The sequence below is a fragment of the Sphingomonas vulcanisoli genome, from assembly GCF_011761305.1.
GTDB classification, from domain to species: Bacteria; Pseudomonadota; Alphaproteobacteria; order Sphingomonadales; family Sphingomonadaceae; genus Sphingomonas_I; species Sphingomonas_I vulcanisoli.
In genome coordinates this window covers 158,500-176,070 of the sequence record NZ_JAAOZC010000004.1, presented here as the reverse complement: position 1 = coordinate 176,070, position 17,571 = coordinate 158,500, and the positions used below count along the sequence as shown (strand labels likewise).

The window sequence follows — 17,571 nt, the reverse complement described above, 5'->3', positions numbered from 1 at the left end:
CTTGGGCTTTCGTTGCATAAGATCGGCTTAGGCCGGTTGCAGTCCGCTACGACGCGCGGCTAAAAGGGTCAATGTGACTGTCCCGTCTGCTTCCCCGCTTTTCCTGCGTGAACCCGAGATCCGGCGCGGCGCCGAGCTGCTCTATTTCGGCTATTCGCACCTCTATAAACGCACCGATCAGCTGCTGGCGGAGGAGGGAATGGGCCGGGCGCACCATCGCGCACTTTACTTCGTCGCGCGTCAGCCCGGGCTGACGATCGGTGCTTTGCTCAAGATCCTCGGCATCACCAAGCAATCGCTCGGCCGGGTGCTGGGCGAGCTTGCCGAGCGCGATTTCATCGAGACCCGCGCCGGCCAGGAGGATCGCCGCCAGCGGCTGCTGTATCTGACGGCGAGCGGCGCCAAGCTCGAGAATGAGCTGTTCGAGCTGATGCGGGAGCGTTTGAGCGAGGCATATGGCCAGGCCGGGCAGGAGGCGGTGACCGGCTTCTGGCGGGTGCTCGAGCTGTTGATGCCGCCCGCCGAGCGCGCACTGGTCGCCGATCTGGACCGCGCGAGACGCTGACTTTCAATAATGCAGGTCGCAGGTCTCGCAATAATGATCCGCGATCGCGCGGCGCCCATAGGCACGGCGGCGGCATTTCGGGCAGACGGTCGAGGGCGGCGGCGTCAGGCTATGCCCTTCGTACAGCAAGGCGCTGGTGCGATGCTCGGCATAATGCCGCCACATCCCCCAGGCGATGAAGACACCGATCGCGGCGAGCACCAGGATGATCGTAAGCAACACTGCACTGAACATGAAAGCCACCCGGATATTAGGATTCCACCTAACAACGCTTCAGTAGCGATTTCGGCCTGACCCGAGCCTGAACGCCGCAATCATCCTCCCCGGAACGGGGAGGGGGACCGCGCGTAGCGTGGTGGAGGGGGCTCTCCATCCGGCGTTGCAACTAGCGGATAGCCCCCTCCGTCATGGCTTCGCCATGCCACCTCCCCGTGCCGGGGAGGATTGCTCGCCCGCGATCTGATCATCGAGCCGCTTTTCCATGGCGCCGGCATAAGTGCGGCACGCGGCGGGATCCACGAAATCCTTGGCGGCGATCTTCTTGTCGATTCCCGATTGTTCGGGGTGCGCGGTGATGAGAATATCGCAGGGCAAGCCGCGCATCCGGGCGAAAGTGGTGCGGAACATCGCGACGCGGGACGCATGGGCCGGGTCGGAAAAGCGATACCCGGTTCCGGCCACCGCGGTCAGGCTGGAGGCGAATACCATCGCCTTGCACGCGCCGCCCTCGCAGGCGCGCCACGTCCAGCTCATGCTGCCGCTGGTGTGGCCGGGCGTCGCGCGCGGGACGATGGTGGTGCCGCCGAGCTCGATCGCCTCGCCATCGCGCACGGTGCGGATGCGCGGCGGCGCGGGATAGGGTTCGAGCGCGCCCTGCGGATCGCCGGGATCGACCGCGCCGCGCAGCACCGGCGCCGCTGCCGCGCTGGCGATCACCGTCGCGCCGCTGTCCCGCGCCAGCGCCGCCATGCCGCTGGCGTGATCCCAATGCGGCTCGGTGGAAAGGATGAATTTCACGTCCTTGAGGCTGAAGCCGAGCGCTCGGATATTGGCCTCGATCATCGGCACCGCCTGCGGGAAGGCGCCATCGATCAGGATCAGTCCCGCCTTCGTTCTGATCAGCCCGACATCGATCCCCGCCGTCCCGACCAGCCAGACATCGCCATAAACATGCACCGGCCCCTGCGGCCCCATCCACCGCTGGGCATAGTCGGGCAGGATCGGCTTGAGCAGGGGATCGTCCTGCGCCTGTGCCGAGCCGGCAAAAAGCAACGCCGCCAGAGCCATTGTCCACCGCATATCCATCTCCCTCCAAATCCTCCCCTGTAAGGGGAGGTGGTAGCCCGCAGGGCTGACGGAGGGGTATCCCGCTGTCGATAGCTCGACACCCCTCCGACGCGCTGCGCGCGCCACCTCCCCTTGCAGGGGAGGATCGATGATCGCAATCGACGTCGATGCGCCCTAACGTCCCCTGAATGGCCGAATATGATGCGATCATCCTGGGCGCCGGGGCGGCGGGCCTGTTCTGCGCGGGGCTTGCCGGGCAGCGCGGGCGGCGCGTGCTGCTGGTCGATCATGCCGATGCGGCGGGGAAGAAGATCCTGATCTCGGGCGGCGGGCGGTGCAATTTCACCAACACCGGCACCGCGCCCGATCGCTTCCTTTCGGCGAGCCCGCACTTCGCCAAATCGGCGCTGGCTCGATACTCCCCCGCCGACTTTATCGCGCTGGTCGAGGCGTACGGCATCGCCTGGCACGAGAAGACGCTCGGCCAATTGTTCTGCGATGGATCGGCGCGCCAGATCGTCGCGATGCTGCTCGACGAATGCGCCAAGGGCGGGGTGGAGATCGCACTCGGCCAGCCGATCGCCGCGGTGGACCATGCCGATGGCCGCTTCCGCGTCACCGTCGGCGCGCGCACCGTTTCCGCGCCCGCGCTGGTGATCGCCACCGGCGGCCCCTCGATCCCCAAGCTCGGCGCCACCGGCTTCGCTTATGATTGCGCGCGCCGCTTCGGGCTCAAGGTGGCCGAGCCGCGCCCCGCGCTCGTGCCGCTGGTCCTCACCGGCGATGATCTGCTGTTCCGTGAGCTGGCGGGGGTCGCGGCGGAAGTCGTCGCGCATCATGGCAAAGCGGCGTTCCGCGAGGCGGCGCTGTTCACGCATCGCGGCCTTTCCGGGCCGGCGATCCTGCAAATCTCCTCCTACTGGCGGCCGGGCGCGGAGATTGCGATCGATTTCCTGCCCGATGCGGCGCCCGGCTGGCTGAAGCAGGCCAAACGCGCCCAGCCGCGCGCCACGCTCGCCAAGACGCTGGCGCTGCCGGGGCGCCTCGCCGAAGCGCTCGCCGATCGCCTCGCGCTGCCCGGCGAACTTGCCAACCTGCCCGATGCCAAGCTCGCCGCCTCCGAAGCCGCGCTTTCCCGCTGGCGCTTCCACCCCAGCGGCAGCGAAGGCTTCGCCAAGGCCGAGGTCACCGTCGGCGGCATCAGCACCGCCGATCTCTCCTCCCAGACGATGGCCGCGCGCCGCGTGCCCGGCCTGTACGCGATCGGCGAATGCGTCGACGTCACCGGCTGGCTCGGCGGCTATAATTTCCAATGGGCCTGGGCGAGTGCGGCGGCCTGCGCGGCGGCGTTGTAAGGTAAAGCATAAATCCGTTTGTGCTGAGCTTGTCGAAGCACCGCCCTTCTTGGGTTTGCGGTGCGCTTAAAGAAGGGCAGCCCTTCGACAAGCTCAGGGAGAACGGGATATGTAGTTTACGCAGGGCGTCAACTAGCCCCGCGTCACCCCTGCCAATCGAAGGGCAGCGGTGCCTCACGGAAAGCGAAGCGATCGATGTGGCGGGCGACGGCGCCTTTGAGGCCTTCGAGTTGTCCCGACGATGTCGCGTCGATGCGCGTGACCAGCGCATCCGCTTCGGCGGTGAAGGTCACGGTCGCATCGCCGGGCCAATCGGCGCCGCGCGCATTCTTGGGGAAGGTGACCGTGCCCTGTTCGGGGGTGAATTCCACCGGCATATTATGCTGCCAATGCTTGCACACCTGCTGGAGATAGCGGCTGGCGTGGGCGGTGGGGGTGCGCGCGGTCGCGCTATGCGGTTCGGTCGTCGTCATGAAAACCTCGTAGGTTGAAAGGGTATCGGGCGCCAAGGCCCGCGCCGGGTCTCCGGTATCGAAAGCATCGATGCGGAGAAAAGTGCCGGCGGTCTCGGGCATGATGCCCAGCCGCCGGCGGAGGACCGCCAGACGGCCGGCCATCAGAGCTGCTCGATCTTCCGCGCGGTTTCGTCGAGCAGTTCGGCGATCTTGTGCGCCTTGCTGCCGTCCTCATCGCGGCTGACGGTTTCGCGCAAGGCGACGCCGAGGTTCAGCATCGCGCGGCGGATCGGGGCGCGGTCGCCCCTGGCCTGCGCCTGGCCGATCGCGGCGAGCCGCTCCAGGAGGGCGTCGACCTCGGTCTGCTGCTCGGCGATCTTGGCCTTGCCCGCCTCGGTGATGGCGAAGCTGCGGCGCGCGCCGGCTTCCTTGATCTCGTCGATCAGGCCCATCTCGTCGAGCATGGTCAGCGTCGGATAGACGACGCCGGGGCTGGGGGCATAAGCGCCGCCTGAACGCTCGTCGATCTCGCGGATAAGATCATAGCCGTGGCGCGGGCCCTCGGCGATCAGCGCGAGGAGGAGCAGACGGAGCTGCTCGCCATCGAACAGGCGCCGCCGCCCGGGGCCGCCCCGGCCGCCGCCGCCGAAGCCGCGCCGTCCGCCTCCGCGCCCGAACTCGTCGCCTAAGTCCGCGCCGTCGCGGCCGCCGGCCCCTAGGCTGAACGCGGCACGCATCGCGTCGCGTCCGCCGCGATGACCGCCGCCGAAGCCGCCGCGCATCGCACGCCCGATCTTGTGATGAATGATGTGGTGAAATTCCCGCATGGGATGCCTCTTTGCTGTTCTCATGAAACTCAAGATATATCGTGAGCGCTCTTTGTCAAGCGTCTATGGGTGAGGATGCTGAAGATACAGGCCGGGCTGGTGAAGAAACCCGCCGCCCGGCCTATATGGTTGGCATGGCCGATCTCTTCGCAGGCGACCCTGCTCCCGATGCCGTCCCCGCGACCGCGCCGCTCGCCGATCGGCTGCGGCCGCGGTCGCTCGATCAGGTGATCGGGCAGGAGCATCTCACCGGCGCGGAGGGCGCGATCGGGCGGATGGTCGCGGTCGGTCGGCTGTCGTCGATGATCCTCTGGGGGCCGCCGGGCACGGGCAAGACCAGCATCGCGCGGCTGCTCGCCGATGCGGTGGGCTTGCGCTTTGTTTCCATCTCGGCGGTCTTCTCAGGGGTAGCCGATCTCAAGAAGGCCTTTGCCGAGGCGCGCGATCACGTCCGCATCGGCCAGCGCACCCTGCTGTTCGTGGACGAGATCCACCGCTTCAACCGCGCCCAGCAGGATGGCTTCCTGCCCTATGTCGAAGATGGCACCGTCGTGCTGATCGGCGCGACCACCGAGAACCCCTCGTTCGAGCTCAACGCCGCCTTGCTCAGCCGCGCGCAGGTGCTGATCCTCAACCGCCTCGATGGCGCTGCGCTGACCAGGCTGCTCGATCGTGCTGAGGAAGAGGAGGGCAGGGGCCTGCCGCTGACCGAGGACGCCCGCGCCGCGCTGATCGCCAGCGCCGATGGCGACGGCCGCTTCCTGCTCAACCAGGCCGAGACGCTGTTCGCGATCGGCCCCGCCGAGCCGCTCGATCCCGCCGCGCTCGCCGCGCTGCTGCACCGGCGGATGCCGGTCTACGACAAGGATCGCGAGGGCCATTACAACCTCATCTCCGCGCTGCACAAAGCGGTGCGCGGCTCCGATCCGCAGGCGGCGCTCTATTATTTCGCGCGGATGCTGGTGGCGGGCGAGGAGCCGCTCTACCTGCTCCGCCGCATCGTCCGCATGGCGAGCGAGGATATCGGCCTCGCCGATCCGCAGGCGCTGGTGCAATGCCTCGCCGCCAAGGACGCCTATGATTTCCTGGGCTCTCCGGAGGGCGAACTCGCGATCGCCAACGCCGTCGTCTATCTCGCCACCGCGCCCAAATCGGTCTCCGGCTACAAGGCGTTCGGCGCCGCCAAGCGCAGCGCCAAGGAAACCGGATCGCTGATGCCGCCGCAGACCATCCTCAACGCGCCGACCAAGCTCATGAAGCAGATCGGCTACGGCAAAGGCTATGCCTACGATCCCAACGCACCCGACGGCTTTTCGGGTGCGGACTATTGGCCTGAGGGCATGGCGCCGCAGACCTTCTATGCGCCCGGCGACAAGGGCTTCGAAGCCAAGATCGCCGAACGGCTCGCTTATTGGCAGACGCTACGCGAGGAGCGGGGCGCATGACGTTCGAGGAGGCGATGGCCTATGCGCTCAGCCTCGAAGGCACCGAGCGATCGACCCATTATGGCGATCCGGCGGTGAAGGCCAACGGCCACGCCATCCTCGCGCCGGGGCGGGAGGCGGGCAGTTTCTGCCTGCTCATCGACATGGACACCAAGCTCATGCTGATGGAGACCGATCCCGAGACCTATTGGCAGACGCCGCACTATGATGGCTGGCCGGCGGTGCTGGTGCGGGAGGATACAGGGGATCCGGATCGGGTGCGCGCCATGATCGATCGCGCGCGCGATCGTGCGTTGGCCAAGAAGCCGCCCCGCCCGCGTAAGCGGTGAGCCGCTTCACGCGCTTCGTCGCGATCGACTGGTCGGGAGCGAAGAGTCCGTATCAGCGCGGCATCACGGTGGCCGAATGTGGCCTGGGCGAGACTGCGCCGATGCTGGTCGCTCCGCCGGGCAGGGCCTGGTCGCGCGGTGCGGTTCGCGATTGGCTGATCGCTCTCGGGGATACGGATGCGCTGATTGGGCTCGATCTCTCGACCGCGCTGCCGTTCGCCGATTGCGGGGCCTACTTTCCCGGCTGGCCCGAAAGCCCGCCCGATATGCGTGCGCTTTGGGCGACAATCGATCGGCTGGCGGGGGAGGAGCCCGGCTATGCCGCAAGCCGGGTCGTCGCGCATGGCGAACTGGCGCGTCACTTCCGGGTGCAGGGGCGTGCGGCGATCTGTTCCAAAAGGGGCGGGGGCGCCTGCGCGTCACCGAACGGCACGCGCTGGCGATACGTCTGCAGCCGACCAGCACGTTCAATCTCGTCGGCGCCGCGCAGGTCGGCAAATCGAGCCTGACCGGGATGCGCGTCCTTCACGCGCTCGACGGCCGCCTCCCGCTCTGGCCGCTCGATCCCATTCCCGATCGCGGGCCGCTGCTGATCGAGATCTATACCACCATCGCCGCCCGTGCCGCCGGTCTGCGCCCCGGCCTCTCCAAGCTGCGCGCACCCGATACGCTGGATCAGGCCTTGGCCGCGCTCGGCTCCGGTCCGCACGCGCCGGTGGCACGGTACGACAACCACGCCACCGATGCGATGATCACCGCGGCCTGGCTGCGCCGCCATGCCGGCGACCGCGCGCTGTGGCATCCTGAGGGACTGACAGCGGAGCTTGCGCGCACCGAGGGCTGGACGTTCGGCGTCCCTTGACGCATGGGGCCGTTTGCGTGCGAGCCGAACGGGCTCGGGGCCCCGCGACTTTCAGGATGAGGTCGGCGTGGGCTATCCAATCTTTTGCGATCGACCTTAACCGTCGCCAAGATTCAAGCTGGTTAGTATCTGCCCGTTATCAGCGTAGTTCGTTAGAAGGTTCGGCTGTTGTAAAGGGGGCGGCCAAACAATGACAATTTCCGCGGACGTCGAGGCGCGACGTCATTTGTCCGCATTGGACGGATTACGAGGTTTTGCGGCTGTCGTTGTTGCTCTCTACCATACATCGCTCATCTCGCCCGGCGGAACATCCAGTCTTTTAGGCCAAAGCTCGTATCATCTGCTCGAGCCAATTCGCTGGATCGCGACACTGGCAGTCAAGTTTGCTACCTGCGGTCCGCAAGCCGTAATCCTGTTTTTCGTGCTAAGTGGATTCGTGCTCACTAGAGCTGTAGTTGGACAGCACTATCAGTCTTATTTTCAGTTCGCGACAAAACGGTTCTTTCGCATTTGGCCTGCTTTTGCAATCGCAATATTGATATCTGCTTTACTTAGCTATGTCATAGGGCGGCAGTCAATTTCTGATGGTTCCGTCTGGTTACACGAACTATGGAACGGAGGTGCCACGTCGGGCAACATTACTAAGCACTTGCTTATGACCGAGACCCGCGTCAATCTTGATAATGTTATGTGGAGCTTGGTTCACGAGCTCCGCATTTCCTTTCTTTTTCCAGCAGTTTTACTAGCGATGCGTAAATGGCCCGTCCCCACGTGCGTGGCGACCGTCGGGTTAATGTTTTTGTCTTGCGCCTCGTCCTCTCTATTTCCCGAAGGGACAATTGCCAAAAGCTATAACGAAACACTTTGCTATATATTTTTATTTGCCTTTGGCGCAGGATTAAGCACCGCGCTGTTAAAGCAGCCTATCCGCCCCAAGATGGCGATCTTGCCATCATGTTTGGCGATGTTATTCTTTTTAATGCTTCTTAATGCTGGTCCAAAGGATACGGCGCACGTGGGAACGTTTCTAGATGGCTTGCGCTTGCTGATCTGTGGCGTCGGTGCCCTCGGCATAATACTTGTTGTGCTACACAGCTATTTCAATGAGGTGTTTTCGAGTAAGATAGCCCGATACTTAGGGCGGGTATCGTATAGTCTATATCTCCTACATGTCATTGTCCTTGCCGCGGTGCTTAATGGCCTTTGCAGACAATTCTCGGTAGTACACTCGGCGTTAATTGCTCTCGTGCTGATGGTGCCCGTAGCTGACATCTACCAAAGACTTGTTGAACGACCGACCGACTTGGTAGGACGTTTACTCGCCAAAACGTTCGTCAGTCCTGACAGCGATCCGCACCGCACGCGAGCAAAGACCTTTCCAGGCTAATAAGCCATCTGAACGAGTTAGGATCGGGCAGATTGGCGTTTGGCCATCGTCTCTAATCGGAGGCTCTTTGATGACCCTTCCACAGCGCGGAGGCTAGGCGAAGGTCTGAAAGGGCATCGCTCCTTCGCACTCTGTTCCTTACGGGGTTGTCGGCTAACGCGATCCCCGGCTAATGCGTTCGCCGGCAGTATGGGGATACCGAACTGCGGCGATTTGTTACCTTGGTGATTCCCCAAGACAGGGCGAATTAACGGGGTGGCGAGCTGAATAGTTGAAAATGGTGTTCTGCCGGATTAGCACAGCGGTAGTGCAGCGGTTTTGTAAACCGAAGGTCGGGGGTTCGATCCCCTCATCCGGCACCATTCTCGCCGCAGCGTGTTTTCGCCGCAAACGCTTGGCTTTACGGGCAACTATCCCTATGTACCGTTCGGTATGAATGCTTTCGCCGCTCTTTGTCCCGTCAAGGGAAGACCTCGGGAATTCGACGTTGATGTCGCGCTCGCGGCGGCGCTGCGCATTTTCTGGCAGCACGGCTATGAAGGCGCATCGATGGCCGCGCTGACCGAGGCGATGGGGATCACCAAGCCCAGTCTCTACGCCGCGTTCGGCAATAAGGAAGCGCTCTTCAATAAGGCACTCGATCTCTACGAGCGTGAGAAGCTTGCTTACATGCGCACCGCGCTCGATGCGCCGACGTCGCGTGGCGTTGCCGAAACATTGCTGCGCGGTGCGCTCGCGCTGCAGAGCGGCTGCGATCCCAAAGGCTGTATGGCGATGAACTCGGTCACGTGCGGGCCCGAGGCCGAATCCATTCGCACCGAAGTGCTCAAGCGCCGCGCATCATCGGCCGACGCGGTGATCGAGCGTTTCGCGCGCGCGCGCGATGAAGGGGATCTGCCCGAAGGCATCGAACCTGTGGGCCTTGCCCGGCATCTTTTCGCGATCCTGCAGGGCCTGGCGTTGCAGGCGCAGGCGGGCGCCACTCCCGAGGAATTGCGCGGTCTGGTCGAAACCAGCCTGCAGCTTTGGCCCGGAAAATAATTACCAACCTATCGGTACAGAACTCTTGACGGAACACCGATCGGCTTATATACCACTCGGTATGGAAGACGCCATCCGATCGGATGACGCCCCGTAAAGGGAGATCACCGATGATCGAATTGGCTGGCTGACCATCGGCGGTCCGTGAGGATCGCTATCTTGTAATCCGAAAGCGCGCGCGGTTTGCCGTGCGGTTTTCCCCGCGTTCCTCAGATGCTCCGCCCCGGCGATCGGATCGCCGGGATTGACGGCGCTCGTTCGAAAGCAACGATCATGGCCTATATCAATTTTTCCGCCGACCCGCTGTCTCCCGCGCCCACGATGGACAAGCCCGTATCGACCGCCGGGCATTTCTCGCCGCTGGAATGGACGACGATCGCGCTCGCCCGCACCGATGGCCTGGCGAGTTTGCGTGAGCCCAGCCGGCTGTCGCGCGCGATGGGCAGCCTGTTCGGGCGCAGCACCCATTCCCGCCTCGCCGATCCCATGCTGGAGAGGCTGCGTCGGCTGGCGGTCAATGCCTGGCATTATGGCTATCAGCTTCCCGTCTCCGAGACGAAGGCGTTCCTCGCCGCTGGCTTTTCGGTGGATCAGCTGGAACTGGTGCTGGCGAGCGTCGGGCAGGCTCGGTCCGAGCGTCGGCGGAGGGCGTTGTGAGCAGGGCGCTCGCGCGGCTGGCGTCCAGCCGCACACCCGCGCGCCAACGATCGAAAGCGGCCGTAGCGCAGGCGCTGCCGGCGCTGGTGCTGCCGGGCGTGATGGCCGGTCTCGGCCTCTTCGTCGGTATCGGTGCGGCACGGTCCTCGGGCGATATGATGGTCGGCATCGTCTCGGCGGGCCTCGCGGCGCTGATGCTGGTGGCGGTGCTGCAGACCCTGGGGCTGGTCGGCGGCCGCTGAGCAGTCAGCGGGCGAGCGGCGATTGCGCGTAAAAGGCAAGCAGCCGCGCGGCATCCTCATAGATGGCGATTGCGCCGGCCTGCTCCAGATCGTGCGCGGAAACCCCGCCTGATAGCAGCGCGATCGTCCCCAGTCCGATGCGGCTGGCCGCTTCCACGTCCCAAATCGTATCGCCGACCACCAGCGCGCCCGTCGGCTCCAAGCCGATCTTGCGCAGCGCCACGGCGAAAATATCCGGTTCGGGCTTCGAGCAGTTGACGTCGTCGATGCTGGTGGTCGCGGCGAGGATGTCGGCGATGCCCAGCAGGCCGGCATAATGATCGACCTCGCTCTGCGTGGCGGAAGAGGCGAGCACGATCTGTTTGCCTGCCGCCGCCGCATGCCGGAGCAATTCGGCGGCGTTGCGAAACGGTTTCGCCTCGGCGAGATAGTCCGCCGCGAAGATTTCGCCCTGCCGCGCATCGATCGCGGCCTGCTCGTCGCTATTGGCCTGCGGCAGCAGCGTGGGGAGAAGATTGTCACCGCCCTTGCCGATTTGCGCGTGGATCGCTTCGTCGGCGATCTCATAGCCATGCTCCCGAAACGCACGGCTCCAGGCGAGGACGTGGAGCGGATTGCTATCGATCAACGTGCCGTCGATATCGAACAGCACCGGGCGGAGCGTTGAGGCTGTGCTCACGCGTTCAGCCTGCGCTGGGACCATTTCTGCGTCGTCATGGATTGTGCCCCGATATCAGGATGATGGGTGAAAGCAGGGTCAACCGGTGGGGTGTCGAGACGTTCCCTTGCGATCGGATGCGATTGAGCGTGCGGCATTCCTCGGGCAGAGGGGCCGGGCGATGGTGATTTCCGAGGCAAGCGCGGGCGGCCGGCTGACGATCGATCTTGGCGCGCTCAAGGCCAATTACCGGCGCTTCGCTGCGCTGGCGGCGCGGGACGGCGCGGCGTGCGGGGCGGTGGTGAAGGCCGATGCTTATGGGCTGGGCGTGGAGCGCGTGGTGCCCGCGCTGCTCGCGGCGGGATGCCGGACCTTTTTCGTTGTCCAGCTCGATGAGGCGCGCGTCGTGCGGCCGCTGCTGCCCGACGATGTCTCATTGTACGTGCTTAACGGCCTCTATCCGGGCAGCGCGCCGGACTATCCGGCGATCGGCGCGATCCCGGTCCTCAACTCGCTCGCGCAGGCACGAGAATGGGCGGCATTGGCCAGCGCGCGGGGCGAGCGGCTGCCGGCGGCGCTGCAGTTCGATACCATTATGTCGCGTCTCGGCATGCCACCTGAGGAAGTTGAGGCGATCGCCAGCGAGCCGGGCTTTCGTGAGACGATCGATCTGAAGCTGGTGATGAGCCATCTCGCCTGCAGCGAGGATCGCGATGCGCCCGCCAATGCGCGTCAGTTGCGGATATTCGAGGAAGCCGCCGCACTTTTCCCCGATGTATCCCGCAGCTTGGCCAATTCGGGCGGAACCGTGCTGGGTGGAGCATTCGCCGGCGATCTCGTCCGTGTCGGCATCGCGCTCTATGGCGGCATTCCCACCGAACACCCGAATTTTGCCTTGGAGCGGGTCGTATCGCTTGATGCCAAGGTGATCCAGCTGCGCACCGTGCCGCCGGGCACGGGCGTAGGCTACGGCCTCACCTTCACCACCACACGGGAGACACGGATCGCCACGCTTGGTCTCGGCTATGCGGACGGCTGGCTACGGTCACTGAGCGGGCGCGGTGCGGCTTATTACGGCGGCCAGCGCCTGCCGATCCTTGGCCGGGTTTCGATGGATAGCATGGCGATCGATGTCACCGATCTGCCCCCCGTATCGCTTCACGAGGGGGATTGGGTGGAGCTGATCGGGCCCCATCAGAGCCTCGATGAAGTCGGGGCGGCGGCAGGGACGATTTCCTACGAGATACTCACCAGCCTCGGTGCGCGTTACCATGTCCGGGTGATCGATGAGGAGGCGGCATGAAGGTCGTGGTGCTGGGCAGCGGCGTGATCGGCGTCACCACCGCTTATTATCTGGCGCGCGCCGGTCACCAAGTGACGGTGATCGATCGCCAGCCGGGCGCCGCGCTCGAGACGAGCTTCGCCAACGCCGGCGAAATCTCGCCGGGCTATGCCTCGCCCTGGGCGGCGCCCGGCGTACCGCGCAAGGCGATCGCCTGGATGCTGGCGAAACATGCGCCGCTGGTGCTGCGGCTCAAGGCCAAGCCCGATATGCTGGTGTTCCTCACCCGGCTGCTGATGAACTGCACCGAGGAACGCTATAAGGTGAATAAGGATCGCATGGTCCGCATCGCCGAATATAGCCGCGACAAATTGATCGAGGTCCGCGCCCGCGAGGGTTTCCACTACGACGAACGCGCGTTGGGTACGCTGCAGGTTTTTCTGACCGAAAAGCAGGTCCAGGCCGCGCACAAGGATATCGAAGTGCTGGAGCGGGAGGGGGTGCCCTATGAGGTGCTCGATCGCGACGGCTGCGTCCGCGCCGAGCCCGGTCTGGACAAGGTGCGTGATCGGCTGGCGGGGGGACTGCGTCTGCCCAACGACGAGACCGGCGATTGCTTCAAGTTCACCAACGCGCTCGCCGCGCGCTGCGCCGAGATGGGCGTCACCTTCCGCTATGGGGTCGAGACGCGGCGGCTGGTTCGGAAGGGTGGCCGCGTCGTGGCGGTCGAGACCAGTGAGGGGGCGATTACCGCGGATACCTTCGTCGTGGCACTGGGCAGCTACACGCGCGGGATGGTCAAGCCGCTCGGCATCCGCCTGCCGATCTACCCGATCAAGGGCTATTCGATCACCGTGCCGATCGGCGACTTGGGCCGCGCACCCGTGTCCACGATCATGCACGAGACCTACAAGGTGGCGATCACCCGGCTGGGCGACACGATCCGCGTCGGCGGCATGGCCGAGGTTTCAGGTTATACCTCGACGCTGGTGGAGGGCCGGCAGGAGACCTTGGTCTATGCACTGGAGGATCTGTTCCCTGGCGTCGCCAAGACCACTGACGTGACGCTATGGAGTGGCCTGAGGCCGATGACCCCCGACGGCCCGCCGATCATCGGCCCGACGCATTTGTCCAATCTCTACATCAACTCCGGCCACGGTACGCTCGGCTGGACGATGGCATGTGGATCGGGGCAGGCGCTGGCGGACATCATCTCGGGCAAGCGGCCCGAAATCGAGATGAGCGATGTTGGCCTGCGGTAATTCGTTTTGATCGCGCAACCTTTGCAAATCTCTCGCGCTTTACGCCTTCGGCGTAGCGGATCGGCGGAGCGGGCATGAATTTCAATATCAACGGCGAAACGCACCAGCTCGAGGTCGATCTGCGGACCTCGCTGCTCGATCTGCTGCGGGACCATCTAGGGCTGACCGGCTCGAAGAAAGGCTGCAACCAGGGCGCGTGCGGGGCCTGTACCGTTTTGGTGGAGGGCGAGCGGATCAACGCCTGCCTGGCGCTGGCGGTGCAATATCAGGACCGCGCGATCGTCACGGTGGAAGGGCTGGGCGGCGAACCTCTGCACCCTCTGCAGCAGGCGTTCATCGATCATGACGGCTTCCAGTGCGGCTATTGCACGCCGGGGCAGCTCTGCTCGGCGGTGGCGATGGCGGAGGAGGTCAGGCGCGGCCTGCCGAGTTTCGTGACCGCCGATCTCTCGTCCGATGTGATGACGCTCGATCATGACGAATTGCGCGAACGGATGAGCGGCAATCTTTGCCGCTGCGGCGCTTACAATGGCATCGTCGATGCGATCGCCGAAACCTATGCGAAAGAACCCGCATGACGCCTTTCACATATGCGCGTGCCGCCGATGCCGCGACGGCGGTATCTGGGGCGGGAGCGAACGCCAAATATCTTGGCGGCGGCACCAATCTCGTCGATCTGATGCGCGAGACGATCGAGCGGCCCGAGGCGCTGGTCGACGTGACCGGTCTCGCCCAGGCGATCGAGGCACGCGCCGACGGCAGCCTGTTGATCGGCGCTGCGGTGAAGAACACCGCGCTGGCCGAAGACCGGACAGTGCGCCGTGATTTTCCGCTGATTGCGCGGGCAATCCTCGCCGGGGCGAGCGGGCAGATCCGCAACATGGCGACGGTTGGTGGCAATATCCTTCAACGGACGCGCTGCGCCTATTTTTACGACAATGAAGGTTCGCGCTGCAACAAGCGGCAGCCAGGGCAGGGCTGTGATGCTTTGGACGGGTTCAACCGCAACCACGCCATCCTCGGCACGTCGCACGCCTGTATCGCCACGCACCCCTCCGATATGTGCATCGCGCTCGTCGCGCACGATGCGATCGTCCATCTCGAGGGGCGGGCGGGCAAGCGCACGATCCCGCTCACCGATCTTCACCGCCTCCCCGAAGGCCATCCCGAAATCGAGACGATGCTGGAGCCGGGCGAGCTGATCACCGCGATCGAGGTGCCTGCGCTCGGCTTCGGCCGCCGTGCCATCTATCGCAAGGTCCGTGATCGATCCTCCTATGCCTTCGCTTTGGTCTCGGTCGCGGCGGCGCTCGACATCGAGGACGGCCGGGTGCGCGACGTGCGTCTCGCGCTCGGCGGAGTCGGCACCAAGCCGTGGCGCGCGTGGCAGTCAGAGGCGGCATTGCGCGGCGCGCCGGCCACGGAAGTCAGCTTCCGCCGGGCTGCCGAAGCTGAACTGGCGAATGCCAAGGGCTACCGCGAGAATGGCTTCAAGATCGAACTGGCCAAGCGCATGATCGTAGCGGCCCTGCAGGAGCTGGCGGCATGAGCATGGTCGAAGACGCCAAGGCGACGGTTCAGGGCGCGCTGCAGACCGTGATGAAGACTGCGGTCGCGCTAGCTCCCGATAATTGGATTCCCGGCGGCATCCCAGATCCGATCATGCGCCAGCAGCATGGCAGCATCGGCAAGGCGCTGTCGCGGATCGATGGGCCGCTCAAAGTCGGGGGCACGGCGCCGTTCGCGGCGGAATTCGCGCTGGAGGGCATGGTCTATGCCGCCGTGGCGTTCAGCACGATCGCCAAGGGCCGCATTGCCACCATCGACACCGCGGCCGCCGAGGCATCGCCCGGCGTCGTCCTGGTGATGACCTACAAGAATGCGCCGCGCATGGAGAAGGTGCCGCTGTTCGGAAGCAGCCCGAAGGCCGCCGGCGGTGCGGACCTTACGATCATGCAGGATCCCAGCGTCCACTGGAACGGCCAGCCGATCGCGGTGGTGCTTGCCGAGACGCAGGAGCAGGCCGATCACGCCAAAACGCTGATCCACGTCACTTACGATGAAGACCCTGCGACGCTCAGCTTTGCCGATGCCAAGGCGGCAGGCACCGACCAGGGCATGTTCATGGGCGAACCGCTCCATGCCGAGATCGGCAAGGCAGAGGAGGCGCTCGCCGCAGCACCGCATAAGGTGGATGCTGCCTATCTCACCCCGCGCCACAACCACAACGCCATCGAACTGCACGCCGCGACGATCGCCTGGGATGGCGATGCGCTGCGCGTCCACGATGCCTCGCAGCTCGTCGCGCACACGGCCTGGTCGCTCTCCAAGGTGTTCGGCATTGCCGAGGATCAGGTGCGCGTCAGCTCGCCGTTCGTGGGTGGCGGGTTCGGCGGCAAGTGCCTGTGGGATCACCAGGTGCTCGGCGCGGCGGCGGCCAAGCTTGCCGGGCGGCCGGTGCGGATCATGCTTTCGCGCGAAGGCGTCTACCGGGTGGTCGGCGGGCGCACGCTCACCGAACAAAGGGTGGCGATCGGCGCCGATGCCAGCGGCAAGTTCACCGCGCTGATCCACACCGGCATCACGGCGATGACGTCTCATAACGCCATGCCGGAGCCTTTCATCCTGCCGACGATGAGCGTTTACGGCGCGGACAGCTTCCTCCTCGATGTCCGTGTCACCCATATCGATATGCTGGCGAACACCTTCATGCGGGCGCCGGGCGAATCGGTCGGCACCTTCGCACTTGAAAGCGCGGTCGATGAGCTGGCGGCGGCGATGGGCATCGATCCGATCGAGCTCAAGCTGATCAATGAGCCGGACAAGGATCCGCTGATGGGGCTGCCTTTTTCTCAACGCGATGTGGAGAAGGCCTATCGGGACGGCGCCGAACGCTTCGGCTGGACGGATCGGCCGAAGACACCCGGCAGCCGGCGGGAAGGCGAATGGCTAATCGGCATGGGCGTCGCCACCGCGACCTATCCCTATCACCGCATGTCCGGCGGCGCCGCACGGATCACGTTGACCCGGGACGGTCACGCCACCGTCGATATCGCCGCGCACGAAATGGGCATGGGCACCGCGACCGCGCACACGCAGGTGACCGCCGATCGCTTGGGGCTGCCAATAGAACAGGTGGTCTTCCGCTATGGCGACACGATCTTCCCGGGTGTTGTTCTGGCGGGCGGATCGCAGCAGACCGCGTCGATCGGCGCCTCGGTGATCGAGGCGCACAAGGCGCTGGTCACTGAATTGCTCAAACTCGCCGGCAACGATTCGCCGCTGGCCGGTCTAAAGCCCGACGAGGTGGGTTGTTTCGATGCTGGACTGGCCGCGCTCGAGGATGATGGCCGGCACGAAAGCTACGCCTCGATCCTGTCGCGCGCGCAGCGCGACGAACTGGTCGTGGAAGCTGCGGCTCCGCCGCCGCTCGAGCTGCAGCATTGGTCGATGCATTCCCACGGTGCGGTTTTCGTCGAGGCGCGCGTCAACGCCGTCACGGGTGAAGTGCGCGTGCCGCGAATGCTCGGTTCGTTCGATTGCGGCCGCATCCTCAATCCCAAGACGGGGCGCAGCCAGTTTCGCGGTGGAATGATCATGGGCCTCGGCCTCGCGCTGATGGAGGAGACCGAGTTCGATGAGCGCAACGGCCGGATCATGAACCCTAGCCTCTCCGATTATCACGTGCCCGTGCATCTCGACGTGCCCGAGATCGACGTCATCTGGACCGACATCCCCGATCCCCATTCGCCGATGGGCGCGCGCGGGATCGGCGAGATCGGGATCACCGGCGTGGCTGCAGCGGTGGCCAACGCGGTGTTCAACGCGACGGGCAAGCGGGTGCGTGATCTGCCGATAACGCTGGATAAATTGCTGTAGCCGCAGCAGCGCTGGCATCCTCGGTTGATTTCCGGAGC

20 protein-coding genes and 1 tRNA gene are annotated in these 17,571 nt (G+C 64.8%); 16 read left to right on the top strand and 5 right to left on the bottom strand.

Annotation, left to right across the window (positions count from 1 at the left end):
• Positions 1–73: 73 nt before the first annotated feature.
• Positions 74–565, top strand: a complete 492-nt coding sequence (locus FHS31_RS09650; RefSeq protein WP_167073172.1) for a MarR family transcriptional regulator — start codon at positions 74–76, stop codon at positions 563–565.
• A gap of 3 nt (positions 566–568) precedes the next feature.
• Here the strand turns inward: FHS31_RS09650 and FHS31_RS09645 are convergent, their stop codons facing one another.
• Positions 569–799, bottom strand: coding sequence for a hypothetical protein (locus tag FHS31_RS09645; RefSeq protein ID WP_167073171.1), 231 nt, complete (start codon positions 797–799; stop codon positions 569–571).
• A 171-nt stretch (positions 800–970) separates the two neighbouring features.
• Positions 971–1,864 (bottom strand): subclass B3 metallo-beta-lactamase, encoded by an 894-nt coding sequence (gene bla / locus FHS31_RS09640; RefSeq protein ID WP_167073170.1) that lies wholly within the window; start codon positions 1,862–1,864, stop codon positions 971–973.
• A gap of 176 nt (positions 1,865–2,040) precedes the next feature.
• On the opposite strand from bla, the gene FHS31_RS09635 reads away from it, so the two are divergent.
• Positions 2,041–3,207, top strand: coding sequence for a BaiN/RdsA family NAD(P)/FAD-dependent oxidoreductase (locus FHS31_RS09635; protein WP_167073169.1), 1,167 nt, complete (start codon positions 2,041–2,043; stop codon positions 3,205–3,207).
• Between the two features lie 143 nt (positions 3,208–3,350).
• Here FHS31_RS09635 and FHS31_RS09630 read toward each other — a convergent pair whose 3' ends face one another.
• Together FHS31_RS09630 and FHS31_RS09625 are read right to left on the bottom strand one after the other, a co-directional pair.
• Positions 3,351–3,680: a DUF2218 domain-containing protein gene (locus tag FHS31_RS09630; protein WP_167073347.1), complete on the bottom strand. Its 330-nt coding sequence runs from the start codon at positions 3,678–3,680 to the stop codon at positions 3,351–3,353.
• A gap of 143 nt (positions 3,681–3,823) precedes the next feature.
• On the bottom strand, positions 3,824–4,489 hold the full coding sequence (locus tag FHS31_RS09625; RefSeq protein WP_243843387.1) for a PadR family transcriptional regulator: 666 nt from the start codon (positions 4,487–4,489) through the stop codon (positions 3,824–3,826).
• Positions 4,490–4,623: 134 nt separating this feature from the next.
• On the opposite strand from FHS31_RS09625, the gene FHS31_RS09620 reads away from it, so the two are divergent.
• From FHS31_RS09620 to FHS31_RS09585, 9 genes are all read left to right on the top strand, one after another.
• Entirely contained in the window at positions 4,624–5,934 is a 1,311-nt protein-coding gene (locus tag FHS31_RS09620; RefSeq protein WP_167073168.1) for a replication-associated recombination protein A, read from the top strand.
• Entirely contained in the window at positions 5,931–6,263 is a 333-nt protein-coding gene (locus tag FHS31_RS09615; RefSeq protein WP_167073167.1) for an MmcQ/YjbR family DNA-binding protein, read from the top strand. Before FHS31_RS09620 ends, FHS31_RS09615 begins: the two co-directional genes overlap by 4 nt.
• Positions 6,260–6,772: a hypothetical protein gene (locus FHS31_RS16725; RefSeq protein ID WP_341786329.1), complete on the top strand. Its 513-nt coding sequence runs from the start codon at positions 6,260–6,262 to the stop codon at positions 6,770–6,772. Before FHS31_RS09615 ends, FHS31_RS16725 begins: the two co-directional genes overlap by 4 nt.
• Before the next feature lie 5 nt (positions 6,773–6,777).
• Positions 6,778–7,125, top strand: a complete 348-nt coding sequence (locus tag FHS31_RS16720) for a hypothetical protein (protein ID WP_341786328.1) — start codon at positions 6,778–6,780, stop codon at positions 7,123–7,125.
• A 190-nt stretch (positions 7,126–7,315) separates the two neighbouring features.
• Positions 7,316–8,512: an acyltransferase family protein gene (locus FHS31_RS09605; protein WP_167073166.1), complete on the top strand. Its 1,197-nt coding sequence runs from the start codon at positions 7,316–7,318 to the stop codon at positions 8,510–8,512.
• Between the two features lie 287 nt (positions 8,513–8,799).
• Positions 8,800–8,874: transfer RNA gene (locus FHS31_RS09600), tRNA-Thr, on the top strand.
• 70 nt (positions 8,875–8,944) lie between these two features.
• The gene (locus FHS31_RS09595; RefSeq protein ID WP_167073345.1) at positions 8,945–9,553 is read left to right on the top strand and encodes a TetR/AcrR family transcriptional regulator; all 609 of its coding nucleotides are present in this window, start codon (positions 8,945–8,947) and stop codon (positions 9,551–9,553) included.
• Between the two features lie 273 nt (positions 9,554–9,826).
• Complete coding sequence (locus tag FHS31_RS09590; protein ID WP_167073165.1) at positions 9,827–10,210, top strand: hypothetical protein; 384 nt, start codon at positions 9,827–9,829, stop codon at positions 10,208–10,210.
• Positions 10,207–10,452 (top strand): hypothetical protein, encoded by a 246-nt coding sequence (locus FHS31_RS09585; protein WP_167073164.1) that lies wholly within the window; start codon positions 10,207–10,209, stop codon positions 10,450–10,452. Before FHS31_RS09590 ends, FHS31_RS09585 begins: the two co-directional genes overlap by 4 nt.
• 4 nt (positions 10,453–10,456) lie before the next feature.
• Here FHS31_RS09585 and FHS31_RS09580 read toward each other — a convergent pair whose 3' ends face one another.
• Positions 10,457–11,131 carry an HAD-IA family hydrolase gene (locus FHS31_RS09580; protein ID WP_167073163.1) on the bottom strand — a complete coding sequence of 225 codons (675 nt, stop codon included), beginning with the start codon at positions 11,129–11,131 and terminating at the stop codon, positions 10,457–10,459.
• Positions 11,132–11,291: 160 nt separating this feature from the next.
• Here FHS31_RS09580 and alr point away from each other — a divergent pair, with 160 nt between their 5' ends.
• The 5 genes from alr (at position 11,292) to FHS31_RS09555 (ending at position 17,533) form a co-directional block, all read left to right on the top strand.
• A complete protein-coding gene (gene alr / locus FHS31_RS09575) occupies positions 11,292–12,413 on the top strand; it encodes an alanine racemase (protein ID WP_167073162.1) in 1,122 nt (373 codons plus the stop codon).
• Entirely contained in the window at positions 12,410–13,654 is a 1,245-nt protein-coding gene (locus FHS31_RS09570) for a D-amino acid dehydrogenase (RefSeq protein WP_167073161.1), read from the top strand. The genes alr and FHS31_RS09570 overlap by 4 nt, the downstream gene beginning before the upstream one ends.
• Positions 13,655–13,728: 74 nt before the next feature.
• Positions 13,729–14,232 carry a 2Fe-2S iron-sulfur cluster-binding protein gene (locus tag FHS31_RS09565; RefSeq protein WP_167073160.1) on the top strand — a complete coding sequence of 168 codons (504 nt, stop codon included), beginning with the start codon at positions 13,729–13,731 and terminating at the stop codon, positions 14,230–14,232.
• On the top strand, positions 14,229–15,203 hold the full coding sequence (locus tag FHS31_RS09560; protein ID WP_167073159.1) for an FAD binding domain-containing protein: 975 nt from the start codon (positions 14,229–14,231) through the stop codon (positions 15,201–15,203). The genes FHS31_RS09565 and FHS31_RS09560 overlap by 4 nt, the downstream gene beginning before the upstream one ends.
• Positions 15,200–17,533, top strand: coding sequence for a xanthine dehydrogenase family protein molybdopterin-binding subunit (locus FHS31_RS09555; protein ID WP_167073158.1), 2,334 nt, complete (start codon positions 15,200–15,202; stop codon positions 17,531–17,533). The genes FHS31_RS09560 and FHS31_RS09555 overlap by 4 nt, the downstream gene beginning before the upstream one ends.
• Positions 17,534–17,571: the final 38 nt, after the last annotated feature.